General features: G+C 37.3%; 11 protein-coding genes. 3 read left to right on the top strand and 8 right to left on the bottom strand.

All coding sequences use genetic code 11. From position 1 onward, the window contains the following. Positions 1-350: 350 nt before the first annotated feature. The 6 genes from QNH24_RS03405 to QNH24_RS03380 form a co-directional block, all read right to left on the bottom strand. Complete coding sequence (locus QNH24_RS03405; protein WP_283870753.1) at positions 351-4,349, bottom strand: S-layer homology domain-containing protein; 3,999 nt, start codon at positions 4,347-4,349, stop codon at positions 351-353. A gap of 444 nt (positions 4,350-4,793) precedes the next feature. Beyond that, positions 4,794-5,507, bottom strand: coding sequence for a WecB/TagA/CpsF family glycosyltransferase (locus QNH24_RS03400; RefSeq protein WP_283870752.1), 714 nt, complete (start codon positions 5,505-5,507; stop codon positions 4,794-4,796). Next, a complete protein-coding gene (locus QNH24_RS03395; protein WP_283870751.1) occupies positions 5,504-6,775 on the bottom strand; it encodes a nucleotide sugar dehydrogenase in 1,272 nt (423 codons plus the stop codon). Before QNH24_RS03395 ends, QNH24_RS03400 begins: the two co-directional genes overlap by 4 nt. 574 nt (positions 6,776-7,349) lie before the next feature. Beyond that, positions 7,350-8,000: a nuclease-related domain-containing protein gene (locus tag QNH24_RS03390; RefSeq protein WP_283870750.1), complete on the bottom strand. Its 651-nt coding sequence runs from the start codon at positions 7,998-8,000 to the stop codon at positions 7,350-7,352. Between the two features lie 116 nt (positions 8,001-8,116). Beyond that, positions 8,117-8,962: a flagellin N-terminal helical domain-containing protein gene (locus QNH24_RS03385; RefSeq protein WP_283870749.1), complete on the bottom strand. Its 846-nt coding sequence runs from the start codon at positions 8,960-8,962 to the stop codon at positions 8,117-8,119. A 238-nt stretch (positions 8,963-9,200) separates the two neighbouring features. Next, a complete protein-coding gene (locus tag QNH24_RS03380) occupies positions 9,201-9,674 on the bottom strand; it encodes a transcriptional regulator (protein WP_283870748.1) in 474 nt (157 codons plus the stop codon). 211 nt (positions 9,675-9,885) lie between these two features. On the opposite strand from QNH24_RS03380, the gene QNH24_RS03375 reads away from it, so the two are divergent. Both QNH24_RS03375 and QNH24_RS03370 read left to right on the top strand, forming a co-directional pair. Then, a complete protein-coding gene (locus tag QNH24_RS03375; RefSeq protein WP_283870747.1) occupies positions 9,886-11,460 on the top strand; it encodes a hypothetical protein in 1,575 nt (524 codons plus the stop codon). Continuing rightward, positions 11,457-14,216: a DEAD/DEAH box helicase gene (locus QNH24_RS03370; protein ID WP_283870746.1), complete on the top strand. Its 2,760-nt coding sequence runs from the start codon at positions 11,457-11,459 to the stop codon at positions 14,214-14,216. Before QNH24_RS03375 ends, QNH24_RS03370 begins: the two co-directional genes overlap by 4 nt. A gap of 271 nt (positions 14,217-14,487) precedes the next feature. Here the strand turns inward: QNH24_RS03370 and QNH24_RS03365 are convergent, their stop codons facing one another. Next, on the bottom strand, positions 14,488-14,910 hold the full coding sequence (locus QNH24_RS03365; RefSeq protein ID WP_283870745.1) for a single-stranded DNA-binding protein: 423 nt from the start codon (positions 14,908-14,910) through the stop codon (positions 14,488-14,490). Between the two features lie 317 nt (positions 14,911-15,227). Between QNH24_RS03365 and QNH24_RS03360 the strand changes: the two genes are divergently transcribed. Then, on the top strand, positions 15,228-15,653 hold the full coding sequence (locus tag QNH24_RS03360; RefSeq protein WP_283870744.1) for a YwpF family protein: 426 nt from the start codon (positions 15,228-15,230) through the stop codon (positions 15,651-15,653). A gap of 105 nt (positions 15,654-15,758) precedes the next feature. Here QNH24_RS03360 and QNH24_RS03355 read toward each other — a convergent pair whose 3' ends face one another. Beyond that, on the bottom strand, positions 15,759-16,130 hold the full coding sequence (locus QNH24_RS03355) for a hypothetical protein (protein WP_283870743.1): 372 nt from the start codon (positions 16,128-16,130) through the stop codon (positions 15,759-15,761). Between the last annotated feature and the right edge of the window lie 40 nt (positions 16,131-16,170).

The raw sequence follows: 16,170 nt of genomic DNA, 5'->3' as shown, positions 1-16,170 counted from the left end.
TTACTCTGTCATTAAAATAGTCACTACATAACCCAGTTACTTTTCTTTGCTCGCGAAAGATATCAATAGAAGTATTTATATTTTCATTAAAAAGGGCTATCCATTGTATGTAGAACAACACCCATCACCACATTAATATTACCTTTTATTTGCCAATGCGACTGAGTGTTCTATAGAAAAAGCAACACAAAGACATTTGTAGTAACAACTGAAACAAAAGATTTTAAAGCATAGATATTAATAATTGCTCACAACCTACTGAATATTTCACACAAAAAGACTCTATAGAGAAATTTCTCTATAGAGTCTTTTTTAATTAAGATACTAGTTTCAAAATTAATTTTTGAAAATTAGTATTTACGCGTAATAGTACCTGAACCACCAATAGTTGGATTCACTACTACTGAGTATTCTTTAGTAACACCATTTTTTGTAAGTGCTACATATAGAGTCTTACTAGCAACTGGTGATGTAAATGTTACAGTTGCAGCATCAGCTGAAGTAACATTTACAGTACCTCTACCTGTAGTTGTACCATCAGTTACTGAAATATCATTAGCTATTAAGTTAGATCCAGTTGCAAAAGTTAAAGTAACTGTATCACCTGAAGTTGTAACTACTGATGTTAATGTTTCAGCTGTAACTGGTGTATTACTTAAAGCATTAGTTACAATTGAAGGTAGATTTGCAGATCCAACAGTTGCAATGAAGTTAATAGTACCAGTGCCGTCACCAGCAACTATAGATGCACTAGTTTTAACAACTAATTCTCCAATTTTTGAAGCATTCTTAAGTTCTACTTTTTCATCTTTTTCTAAGATTACACGTTCAAATACTGAACCATTAACAAGGTTAAATGTTTCTTTAGCATTTGTGTGAACATATGCGTTACCATTTAATGTAACATTATCAGCTGTAAATTTACGTACAGTTTTTTGATCTTGGTAATCAGAAGATGAACCTTGACCACCAACAGTAATATTTCCAAATACATTTGCATTTTTAATTGTAACGTTATCTGCATTTACATAGATATCAACCTTATTAGCTTTAGTAGGTGGTGTTGTAGTGTTATCCTCAGCATTACCTACACTATTAGTAGTAAGGTTTTGGAAATCATAAGTTGCATTTGGGTTTGTTAAATGGATTTTTGCACCATCTTTAAACTTAATAGAAGATGAAATATCTGAATTCTTTACAGTTGTTGGTGTTGAATCTTTAGCAAGTGTGAATGTTACTTCTTTACCTAGTAAATCTGCACCATTGTTAGATTCAAATGTTTGTTCAGAAATATTAACTAAAGATCCACCTTTGTAGAATTGAGTGTTTGCACCGCTATAGTCAACGTCACGAACTGTTACACCATCATTTAATAATAGTAATAAACGATTGTTTTCAAGATCTGTAGCGATAACTTTACCAGTTACAGGTACTCCTGGTTGTACACCTTCATTATTGCTTAAGTTAAATACAGCTGAAGCTGTTAAGTTTTGTGGTAACGATGGAGTATTAGCACTTGCAGTTGCAGTTACTGTTGTACCACGTGTTGCTTTTACATAAACTGTTGCTTTACCATCAACAGCATCAACTGGGAATGGAGATGTATTAGCGCTACCCATATTTACATAACCAATTGGTTTTGCACCAGCAACTAATTTACCATTTACAACATCTTTTGCTGCATATACTTCAGCACCAGCAAATGTAGATGTGAATTGGAATGTTACACGTAAATTTGATTGATTGTAAGTGTTATATGGTTTGTTGTTTTGATCCACTGTTTGGTATGTGAATGCAGCTAAATCACCAACGCTTACAGTTTTTTCGTCTTTACCATCTACAGTTAAAGTAGCTGATTTTACAATTGCATCACCGAAGTAAGCAATGCCACCAACTTGTTGTAAATCGTTTTTATCTAATCCAGCTTTATCACCTGTTTCAGTGAATACAGTTGGTGTTGCGTAAGCATCTTTAGCACCGATTAAAGTAAATGCTACTTCACCTTTTGCATTAGTAGCTAAGTTAACAACTACTTTATCTGCATTTACATTATATGCATTCTCAGTTAGACGGTGAATCGAGTTAGAGTTTTTATCTACTAAATAAACAGGACCGCTATTTGTTTTCACACCAGAACCAATTTCTACGGATACACGTACTTGTGTTCCAGTTGGTGCAAGATTACCTTTTTCATCTTTTAATACAGCTTTATAATCACGACCACCTGCATTGAATAGAGCATCAGCTAATTGTTTAGAAGCTGAGTCACCATTAGCAATATTATAGTATGTGTGAACTGATTTTGTAGCTGAGAAAAGACTGTTAAATCCTGGAACCGTAACGTTAGTATTAACGAATTTTTGAGTGAATCCTGCTGGTACAATTTCACCTGCACGTAATGGATTGTTTTGGTTAATTAAAGTTGCATTAGCTGGAAGTGCCGCATTATTTGCAAGAATAGCTAGGTGACCTGCTCCATCACGATATAATTTGTCGCCTGCTGCATTTTCATACGTATATGTTGAAACATTTGAATTTAAGCTACCAATATAAGCAGCTGCATATTCAGTTCCAATTGAATCTAAAGTTAATTGTAAGTTTTGGATTTTACCAAATGTTAATTTTGGTGCTTCTGCAAATAACTCAGTTGGATTGAAGCGACCACGGTTACCTGTTGCATTTTGTGGATTTTCTTTGTTATCTACAAACACAATCGGAGTTAATTCAGCATTGCTACCTGTTAATGTAACGATTGCTTCACCGTTTTTATCAACTGGGATTTTCACAACTTTAATACCTTGGTTTTGATCACCTAAAGATGTTGTGAATTGAGCTGGATAGCCTAAATTTTTACCATACGCATCAATTACATCTACAGTTTTTACTGCTTTATCAGGTGCTACATCAATATTTTCTTTGTAAGCAATATTTACGTAGTTACCTGCTGGGTATACTTGACCATTCTCTGTGAATGCAGCAGTATAGCCTTCTGTGTGGTATAGAGCAGCTTTAATTTTATATTGCTTTTTAGCACCATTATTTACTGAGTTACCTGTTGTTAATTCAGTAATTGTTAATGGTTTAATAGAAGCCCAGTATACTTTTGCAAATGAACGTACTGAAGCTTTACCAGTTGAGTATGCTTGTACTTCATCAGAAGAAGCGATTTGTTGGCTAGTTTGTGCATAACGAGTGTAAGTATAAGTAGCTACACCATCTGCATTTGTTGTTGCTTCAGCAATGATTGGTTGGTTAAGTGTACCTGTGCTGTTATCACCATAGTTATTGATGATGTTGAATGTTACAGGAATACCTTCTTTAGATTGACCTTCAGCAACAGTTACTTTAGCTTTAACAGTTACTTGGTTACCTACAACCTCTTGTTGAGATTTTTCAACGATGTCGATAGCAGTTGGAATTACAGCTTCTACACCTTTGAATTTACCGATTTCTTCACCGTTTAAAGTTACAGTGTATTCTTTACCTACTTCTTGAGCAGCTGTAGTTAAAACAACAACTTTTTTGTTAGATTGTTTTACAGCAGCATTTTTAACTTCTAAACCTTCAATTTTGAAGTCAAGATCTTTGATGTTTCCAACTTCTTCATCAAATGTTACTTCAACAGTTGTGTTGTTGATAGCTTTTACTGTAGCATCTACATCTACTGCGATATCAAGGTTGATTGTACGGTATAGGAATGAAGCGAATTGACCACGAGTGATTGAATCAGCTGGTTTAAATGCTTTACCAGGTAGGTTAGCAGCATTTGTAAGCTCAGCATATTCTAAAGCAGTGATAGCTTCGCGTTGTTCAGCAGAGAAAGCAGCACCTAGGTCAGAGATTTCGCTCTTGAATCCAGCTTCTTTGTACTCAGCAATTAAATCTAAGTCATAGATTTCGTTGATAGCACGTACTAGTACAACTGCCATTTGTTGACGTTGCATAGATTGTGTGTAGTTTAGGTTGCCGTTTGAACCAGCGAATACGCCTGCATCTTTAGCAAGAGCAGCATATTTAACTAATTCTTTTTCAGCTGTTAATGGAAGATCTTTGAAGCGTTGAGATGTTTCCCAATCAGATGGAATCTCAAAGCCTTCAGTTTCTAACCAACGACCTAATAATTTAACCACTTGACCACGGTTAATTGTTTGGTTTGGTTTGAATGTACCGTCAGCATATCCATTGATGATACCAGCATCAGAAAGAGCATTGATTGCATCTTTATGAGTATTGTTTTCTACATCTGTGAATCCTGCAGCAGAAGCCACTGGTACGATAGCAGAAGCTACTAATGTAGCTGTCGCAGCTGTAGCTACGAATTTTTTGTATTTCTTTGGTTGGTTAGCCATAGAAAAATTTCCTCCTCTAAGTTCAAAAATTATGTCTCTACTACATAGAAATGCAGTAAATAAACAACTACACATAAAAGTATAGTAGTATCCCTAAAAGTTGTCAATCATATTTTGGGAAAGTTTCTAATTCGTTTCCGGAAAAATAAGGACACACAACTCTCTTTTACCATTGTTATCTATTTGCGCTATTTTTTCAAGTGATATTATGCAACTTTTCCAACAAAATTCTGGTACCCTATCAATAAATGTTCAAATATTCTAATGTTGCACAAATTAAAATACGAAAAAAGCTCAAGCATAAATATGCTTGAGCTTTTTTCGCTTGGGCTACCAACCGTTGTTTCCTTGCAGGGAATTCTATTTATTTCATAGAGGAAATTCCTATACACATACAGTCTAACACTTTCATTATAAAACGACAATACCAATTTTCAAAAATTACTAATGTTTCTTTCTAGCAACTTCCAATAAAAATAGCGGAAGAGCGATTTGACGCTTGATACGCTTGGGTTCCTTCAATAATCTGTAAAACCATTCAAGGCCAAATTTTTGGAAAATTTCCGGTGCCCGCTTCACTGTACCTGCGAGTACATCAAATGATCCTCCTACACCTTGATAGATAGTTGGATGCAATTGATCTCGATTTGCGTTTATCCAATTTTCCTGCTTTGGACTGCCCATTGCAACAAAAAGTAAATCAGGCTGTGCTTCGTTAATGCGGTCAATTACCTTCTGTTCATTTTTTTCATAGCCGTCCTGTGTGCCAACTATTTTAATAGAAGGAAATAATGATTCTAGCTTTGCTTTAGCTGCATCTGCCACTCCAGGCTTGCCACCGTAAAGAAAAATAGGTTTGCCCCGTTTTGACGCTTCCTCACAAAGCTTCATCATCATATCAACGCCTGTAACACGTTCACGTATTTGCCCTTTTTGAATCTTTGAGGCAAGTATGACACCTATGCCATCTGGGATTTGAAATTCCGCTTCGTTTAGAAGCTTCTTGAGAGCTGGGTCCTCTTTTGCTTTAATGATTTTTTCTGGGTTGATGGCAACGACAAGCGCCTTTTGCTTTTTTTCAATGCGCTCAAAAACCATTTCCATTAATTCATCGTAGCCTTCCGTATTGACGTTTATGCCAAGTACTGTTTCCTTCATCGGTTTTTCGCATCTCCTAATAGGTGGAACTGGAAGCCTGCACCCTCCCATTTTTCACGGTTTAAGCAATTTTTCGTATCGAAGACGATTTTTGATTGTGCTATGATATCCGCCGCATTTAATGCCTTAAATTCATTATGATCTGTTAGAACCACAATGATATCTGCATCTTTAGTTGCTTCCTCTAAGCTTTGTGTTTGTGTAGCATGCTTGTTCTCTTTAATATGTGGATCGTATGAAATAACCTCTAATCCAAGGTTTTGTAATTCTTCAATAACAATTGTTGATGGGCTTTCGCGCATATCATCGACATTTCCTTTGAAGGCTAGTCCAAGTACTGCCACTTTTCCACCAGCAATTTTGTTTTGATTTAAGATAGCCTGTGTTTGTTGTGCTGTAAAGCTCGGCATACTATCATTCGTATTACGTGATAGATGGATAATTTGTGCCTGCTCGCCACCAAGCTCAACTAGGAACCATGGGTCAACAGCGATACAGTGGCCCCCTACACCTGGTCCTGGGAAGTGAACATTCACACGTGGGTGGTAGTTCGCGAATTTAATCGCCTCCCAAATGTTAACATCCAGTTTCTCTGCTAATTTTGCTAGCTCATTAGCAAATGCAATATTAACATCACGATAAGTGTTTTCCATTACTTTCACAAGCTCAGCAGTTGTTGCATCTGTTAGGTGGATTGTTCCATTAACAAATGTTTGATAAAGTTCTTTTGTCATTAGTGCAGATTGTTCATCAATACCACCAACAATACGGTCGTTGTTCACTAATTCTTCAAAAATACGACCTGGAATTACACGTTCTGGGGAGTGAGCTACAAATAAATCTACACCAAATTCTAGATTTGCCTTGATCAGCTCAGGTAGCATCACATGTTCCACTGTTTTCGGTGGTACTGTTGATTCAAGAATTACTAGGTTGCCTTTTTTCAAGTATGGCACGATTGAAGCTGTAGCTTGACGTACATATTCTAAATTTGCTGTATTGTCAGGATTAATCGGCGATGGAACCGCAACGATAAATACATCTGCTTCCTGAGGTGTCGTTGATGCTGTAAGGAAACCTTCATCAACGGCTTTATTCAAACGCTCCTGCAAGCCATTTTCTTCTATATGAAGTTTTTTCTCTTGAATACTTTTTACTGCTGCTGGGTTTACGTCCACCCCATGTACTTTTATGGCGTGGTTGGCAAACATTACAGCCGTTGGTAAACCGATATAGCCAAGTCCAACGACACAAATTGATTTCGTCATTCTCTATTCTTCCTTCCGTTATCAAAAACGAGTAGTTATATATGTTTTGTAAATGTATCATACATTTTTGTTCTGCATTATAGTATACATCTTTCAAAGGAAAGTGTGAATCAATTTGTTATATTGAAGAGGCTTTCTGTGTCTGATTAGCAAAAGTTTTATTTGTTAGCGGCGGATTTTTGGGTTTCAGTGGCAATTTTCTCAAGTTAAGTGGCGCAAGCAAAGGTTTTAGCGGCTTTCCACACAAAATAAGTGGCGGAACTTAAGCAATTAGCGGTGATTCAAATATAAACTGGATAAATTGTACTGCCTATATCGATCTGAACCAGTACTAGTAGCACAAACTTTTTGTAAAATGCGTTTTACAACATATTGACTTTCAATTTTTAAAAATTCTCGACATTCCCCGTTCATAATCGTATCTCCAATAAGCATGTAATAGTCCAGTAGTGCCTTTATATGTGCGTTTGTACATTTATTTTGGCAATGCTGACAATACCAAGTCATGCGTAACTTCAACATGCCAAACTGACCACAGCTCTCACAATAAACGCCTTGTTGCAAAGCCGAACTGTCAATCTGAGTAATAATGGCAAAGCGGAAATGGCGTTAAAGGCTGTAACTGCGACAAAATAATTTGTTTTATTTCTGTTGTTGTCTCTTTGCTTTTTCCTATATGTTTATGCAGAAATAACGGTAGCTCTTTTGCCATTATTATAGGCAGCCCCTCATACGCTCTAAGAATATGTACATTATTAAATGGGAACACAACAGCCCCATATACAGGTATCGTAATATGATGCTTTCCTAAAAAATGCTTCAATCCTTGGATATATTGTTCAAGCTGTATTTCAGGATGTGTAAAGACTTGCACTTCTCCTGTTTCAGAAGTACGAATGAGCTGACGAGGATTATTTTTAAAATGGACTGTTCCTCGAATGTTTTTGATTTCTAGTATTATGATAGCGTTGGGGACGATGATTAAAATATCAATTTGCATGGGAAAAACAGAGGGAAGCATAACATTGTGGAAAATGTAACATTCATTAAGGAGGGCCATTTGCAGTAGCTCTTTCACTACATATTGCTCACCAAAATCACCCGCTTCTTTATTTTTAAGTTCCTGCTGAAGTTTTTGATATTGTGGATGAGTGGGGTGTAAACGAGTCACAAGCGCTTGAAGTCCTTTTGTCAACGGAGATGGTTCGAAGGGTTTTATAATCAATTAGTACTCTCCTTTTCTATATTTATCAATGTTTTTTTCTTTTCAGCGATTGTTGTGTCTTATCAGCGATTTTCACTTTTCATTTAGCGATTCACCTAAATAAAAAGGAATCACCTTTAATATCGGGGATTCCTCATTGTTCCACTTTCAAGTAATTTTAAAATGGACTGTGCCTGCTGCATATGCATTGCCAGTACATATTGACTCGCCTGCATTAAAATTTGTGCTTTGACCATGTTCATCATTTCTTTTGCGATATCGGCATCCCGAATGCGGGACTCGGCTGCTTGTAAATTTTCTGCAGTGTTCACGTTCGCATTATAGGCATGCTCTAGTCGGTTTTGATAGGCTCCTAATCGAGAGCGCTCGTTTGATACTCGTTTTAAAGCCTCGTCCATTGTGGAAATGGCTTTATCAGCATCTTCTTGGGTTGCTATAGAAGCATCCTTCAAGCCTAGTGCCTCTGAGCCCATACCATTAATGAACAGCTCAATGTTTTGACCTGAATTTGCCCCTGCCTGAATTTTAATACCCTTTGTAGCATGATCCCCATTCAGTAATGTCTTTGTATTAAATTCTGTATCAGTTGAGATGCGTTGGATTTCCTTTTTTAACTCTTGGAACTCAAGCTCAAGCTTTTGCCTGTCATCGTCTGTCAATGTATCATTGGCTGCTTCAATTGCCAATTCACGCATGCGCTGAATCATATCATGTGTCTCATTCAATGCCCCTTCAGCTGTTTGCACAAGTGAAATCCCATCCTGAATATTTTTCGCAGACATATTCAGTCCACGAATTTGGGCACGCATTTTTTCAGAAATCGCAAGTCCTGCAGGATCATCGGCTGCACTATTGATTCGGTAGCCAGAAGAAATTCGAAGCATGGCCCTGCTCATAGTATCGTAATGCCTGTTCATATTATTCAAAATTGACATACCTGTAGCTGACCACTTTCCAAGCATGATTTCACCACCTTTATTGTTCTTTATATCGGAATACCTAAGATTCTTTTAAGTCTTTTTGGTAATGTATTCTAATTTAATAGGTTTTATATAGTAAAAATTTCTAATTTATTCTTACCATTTTAACTTTAGACCTAGTCGTAATTGCAACCATTTTTTTTCGAGCGCTGGCGTTAGTATATAAAAGCACCCGCTTCTCGTATATGAAAAGTAGGTGCCTAACTGAAATACTGTGTATTCAATTTTCGAAACCCCCAGGTTGATGGCTCTTTTGATGTAGAAGCTCAAAAAAGAGTGTTTTATTGTGATCTAGTAATGCCTGATCAATTAAATAATCTAGGTTTTTTTGCTCCAATTCTGCAATAAGCTGATCGATTTCACCAGCAGTTACAGAGGAAATAAGAGGTAGCTGTGGCTTTGGTGTAGCGTTTTCAAGAATTGGTGCTAGATGCTCATGAACATTTGTGATTAGTAATAATTGATATAATGGTAATCGAATAAAGCGATTACCCTTTTGGAAAACAAAGACCTCAGATAAATTTTCAATTTGCTGCGTATTCAAGTTGATAATCATCTCTTTACCTTCTATGGGAATGAAATGGAAAATCTCATTCTCTTTTAAAATAGAGAAATATTGATAAGCAAATACGAGACGTAATTTGTCTCCTGTGATTTTTGTATAGAATGGCTTCATATATTGAACTTGCATCATCCTTCATCCCTCCCTATTTATCTGATTATTCAGATTTTAACACAAATCAATTAGCTTGTTAACTATCTAAACCATGATTTTTTTCTTTCTAATCATTCAGCTTATCATGTACGGATTTTAATCGTATAATGGAAGGACAGTCTTTTTTCTTCCATACGTAGATGCTAAAAAAGCATAAGCCACTAGCTATATTTTTGAAAGGAGTGAGGTTATGGCATTGTCTATTTATCAAATAGCTAAGGAGCATCAAGAATTTGTCCTTACCAAATTGAAGGAAGCTGAACAGGCGTTACACCCTTCCTCTTCTGAAGACGAAGAGCTAGTGCGTCGTGCTGTTTTTTCAGTACGGAACAAATCAGTGATATTTGAACGATTTAATGGAGCGAGTTCTATATTATATGCAAGCGTACAGGATGTCAGACCTGCCTCAGTAGAAATTGATTTTGCGAATGAGCATCTAAGTTGTAACTGTCCTCAGCTAAAATGGTGTCGTCATCAGGTAGGTGCATTGCTCGCCCTTTATCAATATTTTGATTCAGTTCAAAATTGGTCCAGTGTTTGGCGCTCCCAAAAAACAGTTCAGCTCAAATTTTTAGCAGATGAACGTAGTCCGGAAAGTTGGCAGCGAATGGTCTATGAAGTGATGCGTCGCCTATTACCATCAGGTCGTATTTTAGAGGGCTACGGTATCTCTGCAATACGAACAGATGTATTAGAACGACTTCAACGTCATATGCCCTTTGAACGTGAATGGCAGCCGCTTTATAAGCTTTTTGTAGAGCTTTCGATCTTTAATACCATTTGGCGTCATGTCAATGAAACACAAGGACATTCAATCGATTCTCCATATATGAAATATTTTATTGATCAAAGTGTTCAATCATTGGAAAGTATATTGACAGAGCTAACTGGGCGATCACGACTTTTTGCCACTGATCCATTTTATGATGCACTCCAGCATTTAGTGAGAGAAATTTTATTGGAGCGTCAAGGATTATTTGCTAATCGATTACAAATATATATGCTTCTGTGGGCAGTATTATTTTATGAGAAGCCAAGGCGTGAACAGGAATTAGCACTTTTAAATAAACTTGATGAGCCTTCCTCAGAGATCTCTTTACAGTCATTAAAAATGCTATTTTATGTGCTGTTACAAAAAGAAGATTTATTGCAAGAGGGTATTTCACATATTCAGTTGCAGCAAATGGCAGATTTAGTTGAGCTTGCTACGTTTGCAAAAAGAGCTGGTGAGTTACCTGCACAAACGATTATACTGCGAGCCATGCTACCATTTACTGAAGTGTTTCTACAGCAAATTGTGCCTGTTGTTCAGAGAGCGCAATATGTACGGCAATTCCAGCTTTTGTATGAAGATATACAGCTCACAGACGAAGAGGAAGCCCTCTTGTATAGTGCCTTTGGTGTTTATGGGCTTCAGCCATTTTCATTCTTTCTAATTAAAAAAGGACGTTATCAGGATTGGGCTGCCCTTCACCAATTAAATCCTTCATCTCTATCTTATTTAGAAATGTGTGGATTAAAGGACGTTCTACAAGTTGCCCCAGCGACTGTAATGCCCTTATACCATCTATATGCCATGGCTGAAATATCGCAAAAATCTCGCATGAACTACAAACAAGCAGTTCGAATTTGGAAAAGTATGCGCAGCGCTGCAAAACGGGCTGGCAAAGTGGCTTATTTTGAAACCTATATGCAAACAATTCGTAGTGAATTTAAACGACTTCGTGCATTACAGGAAGAAATTGAGAAAGGAAACTTAGGATGATGACTATCAATGCTCCTTCCCCATTTTCAAAAAAACTACAACTTCAGATTGAAGTCGCTCAGGAAGGTTATTTTACATTACAAGGCTTTACAGCTGATGGCGTGGCACTAGAAGCAGATGCACTTATTTCTTCATTATTTTTTAACTATGAGGAAAATGTCTATGGTTTGTTAAGTAATCGGACAGATTCTACTGTTGAGGTTTCCTCGTCAGAGCTTCTTGATATAGTTTCACCACGCTATCAGCATCCATTTATAGAATGGCATGGGAAAAATACTGAGAGTAACAATTGGCTAGAAAAAATCTCAATTTTGCAAGCGTATTGGCAAGAACCAAAACTTTGGTCATACGCCGATATAGCTGATGACTTTTCCGCACTGACTTTCTCTATTGCAGGTATAGATACAGCATTATTAGAAATAGCTGTTCAGCAAAAGCTCAATCAAGCTGGCCTTGTATTAGCTGATGTACCAAAGCTGATGCCATTTTTCCAACGTGGTGGCTGGCCATTAGAACAAAATCGTCAGGCTGGTGCAATTACAGTCTCCTTACGCTTGAGTGAACCGGAGGAGGATGCAGATGTTTGGCTTTTAGAAACGGTCCTTAGCACTGCTACTACTAAAAACTATTGGACACCTGCCATTCGTAAGCAGTCGCATCCAATAGTTGAAGCCCTACCTGTAAAATGGCAGATATTCGCTGAGGACATTGAACAGCAGCAAGCTCAAATTGCTGATCTTCTTTCTTTGGAAGAGTTACGGAGTGATATTTTTATCCGTGTGATGTTAGAAGATTTACAAGTACGAACTTTTTTACGTGAGGATCTCGCTAGATTACAGGCACTGGGCTTTGAGGTAGTACTTCCCGCTTGGCTTAAGGATTTAAAGCAATCCAAAATCCGTGTTCGTGTGAGTACTGGTAATGTAGCAACCAAAAGGGTAGCTGGGTTAGATGATATATTAACATTTAAATGGCAATTTTCAATGAATGGACAATCGATTTCACCTGAACAATTTAAAAAGCTTGTAGATGAAAAACGTGAATTTATCCGCATTGGTACCGAATGGTTTCGAGTGGATGCGAACTGGATGCAAGAAATGCGAGCACTGATGCAGCAAGCAGAGGATGAGAGCTGGACAGTTCGTGAATTACTATTCCGAGAGTTGCCAGAAAACTTATCTTCTCCCCCCGAAGAAGAAGCTGATGATGAAATGCGAGATGATCCAATTTTCGCATTCGAGTTACAGCAATCCCTTAAATCCTATATGGAGCAGCTTCAGGAGAAAAAGGGTCTTCCAACAGTACCAGTTCCTTTAACATTACAGGCTGAATTACGACCCTATCAACAGGAAGGCTTTGAATGGCTTGTCTTTATGCGTGAACAGGGTTTTGGTGCATGCTTAGCTGATGATATGGGTCTTGGTAAAACAGTTCAGCTTATTTCTTATTTGCTTTATCTTTATGAAACAGCAGATCTTACAAAGCCCTCTATTATCATTTGTCCTACGTCAGTACTGGGTAACTGGCAAAAGGAGATTGCCCGCTTTGCGCCTTCGTTAATTGTGCATACACATTATCAGGCCAATCGAGCAAAGGAGGATGTATTTAAACAGCTAGTGGAAAGAGATAAACCACATGTGATTTTATCAACTTATGGCACCGTTTCACAGGATGCAAACTTTTTGCAAGAGATGAGTTGGGCAGCAGTTGTTCTTGATGAAGCGCAAAATATTAAAAATATGCAGACATTACAGTCAAAATCGATCCGGAAATTACATGGAGCTCATCATATTGCATTAACAGGAACACCAGTTGAAAACCGTTTATCTGAGCTCTGGGCAATATTTGACTTTATTCATAAGGGATACCTAGGAAGCTTTGGTCGATTTAATGAAGAATTTATTTTGCCGATAGAAAGAGATGAATCAGAGCCTCATAAACAAAAGCTACGTGCGAAAATACAGCCTTTCTTACTGCGTCGTACAAAACGGGACCCGAATTTACAGCTTAATTTACCAGATAAACAAGAATCTCATGCCTATTGCCCGTTAACAACTGAGCAAGCGTCTCTATATGAAGGATATATTTTAGAAACGCTCGACCAGCTTGAGCAATTAACAGGCTTTCAGAAAAAAGGGCGCGTTTTAAAGATGCTCAGTAAATTAAAGCAATTATGTAATCATCCTGCCTTGTATTTAAAAGAACCTTTCGAGGATGCTGAAACAATGCTAACACGCTCTACCAAATTAGAACGTATCGTGCAAATGGCAGCAGAAATCGTGGACAATGGGGAGCAGTGTCTCATTTTTACTCAATATATAGGAATGGGTCAATTACTCCAGCATTGCTTTAGCGAGCTATATAACGTTGATGCACCATTTTTAACTGGCGCAATGCCTAAGCAACAGAGAGATCGCTTAGTTGAGGCTTTTCAGGCAGGAGATTTCCCTATATTTATCCTCTCCTTAAAAGCAGGTGGAACAGGGCTGAATTTAACTGCTGCAAATCATGTTTTACATGCAGATCGCTGGTGGAACCCAGCTGTGGAAAATCAAGCGACAGATCGTGCATATCGAATTGGCCAAACACAATTTGTGCAAGTGCATAAGTTTGTGACGATTGGAACAATTGAAGAAAAAATTGATAAAATGCTGGCGCAGAAATCTGCATTATCAGAAGAATTAATACAATCAAGTCAGTGGTTAACTGAGCTAGAAGATGATGAGCTTCGAGCATTAATGACACTTGACTTTTAATTGTTTAGATGCGCCAAGAGCAAAAATGTTCTTGGCGCTCTTTTAGTTTTGAGAATATCAGTGGACAATTTGATTACTTCTTTTCCTGCTTACTTCATACACTTATTAAGTTGTAAAATCATCATCGCTGTGCGGTCTTCAGCAATGAACTTCAATAATAGGTATACATCATTCCTTTCTTTTCTTCATGCATTACGGTGCAAGCAAATATAGGAGAATGGCGGATCAGACAACATTATCTCTTGCCCCGTATGTAACACTTGGCATACTGCTAAACTACTGGTAATACAGCCTTTGCCTCTGGTAACACAAAATCCTTCAAGCCTTCCTGCTCATCAGACAGCTTTGTGGGCACAATAGCCTCGTCACTGTTTCTTGGCTTAAGGTGATAAAATCGGACCTCTTCAACGACTACCTCTGTTATAAAAATCTTCGTACTTTGTTCATTTACAAATGACCTTGATTGGATACGGCCATTTGCTCCGATTAATGAGCCTTTCCCGCAATATTTGACGATATGCTCTGCAAGTCTTCCCCATACTGTACAAAGGATAAAGTCAGCATCTACTTCCCCACGATTGTTTTTGTAATTGCGATTAATGGCTAAAGAAAAATGTGTTTGCACGCGATTCTCGGATAAATGTCGTAACACAGGATCTTTTGTTAATCTTCCAACCAGTCCGACTTGATTCATCAATTCACCTCCTTTGCTTTTGATGTTCTCATCTTACAAGGACTAATACTGAATTGGCAAAAGTCGTTTTTTATCATTTCCTTTTGTTTTTAATCATAAATTGGTTATATTAGCCGTTTTCCTTTTCAAAAATTAAATTAATTTATAGGCTGAATGCTTTGGCTCTGTAATAGCAAATGCTATTTCATGAAATATGAAATTTCATAGTTTTTTCTTTTTTTAAATCGGCTAGAAACAAAGCAAAGGTCTCTTCATCACATGACCGAATTGAATGTGTTATACTAATAAAGATGACAGACTTAGGAGGATTATACATAATGAAAACATTTAAAATGCTTTCCTTTGACCTTGTCACAAAAGATGGCATACAAACATTTCCTTTAGTCGATGGCATTATTATTAATCAGGAAAACAGCCATCAATCATGGATTCTTGAACTGTTTATGGATAGACAATATCGTTCAACTTTTCAACATCTATTAGAAAAAGCTGCAGTCTTTAATGTGCGTGCTGTTATTTCATTTCCAGATAATGAACCTGCTCCTTTTCAGGTTGCTGTACATACTGTTCAAGAAATCGGAGAACATATTTCTGTGCTCTTAAAGGGTAAACTTAAAACAAAACGTTCAAAATATGCAGAGCAATTATTAGCTGAACTTCTAGCAGAAGGCGTTTCTTTAGATAATTTACTTGATCGCTTCTCCCATGATATGAAAGAACGTCCAAAACTTAAAAATGATTAAATTAACGTTGCTGTCTTTAGCATCGTTATTTTTAACTGTAAAAAAAGAGCGTTCCATTTCTGGATACACTCTTTTTATTATTATCGCGTATTCATGTTGTTACGCCTACGAACGTCTATTTACTTTTTCTTCAACCATATTTTCTTCATTGACATTGTCATTTCGTTCAACGCCATTTGCATTTGGTACGTTGTCATAGCCATTTGTACCGTTTAAATCAGCGTTTGTTCCAGGTGTTGTAGCTTCAGGTATTGTACGGTTTTCATTTACAGTACCACGGTCATTACCTATCGCATCTCGATCATAAGCATCATCGCGGTCATTTGGATCTAATGCATCTTCTACTCTGTCAACGCCTCGGCGAACATCATTTTCAGCATTCTCCACAGGTCTATTTTCAACCGCTCTGTCTCCCCAGTTACATCCTCCAAGGAATAGTGTAGCAAATAGAATAGTTATAAATGACATTTTCCACATATTAAAAACCTCCTTTCTTAGGTGCTATGTCAGCAAATAC

Origin of the sequence: Lysinibacillus pakistanensis (assembly GCF_030123245.1) — a bacterium.
GTDB lineage: Bacteria > Bacillota > Bacilli > Bacillales_A > Planococcaceae > Lysinibacillus > Lysinibacillus pakistanensis.
The sequence above is the reverse complement of the archived record's forward strand: the minus strand, read 5'-3'. Positions and strand labels throughout refer to the sequence as shown.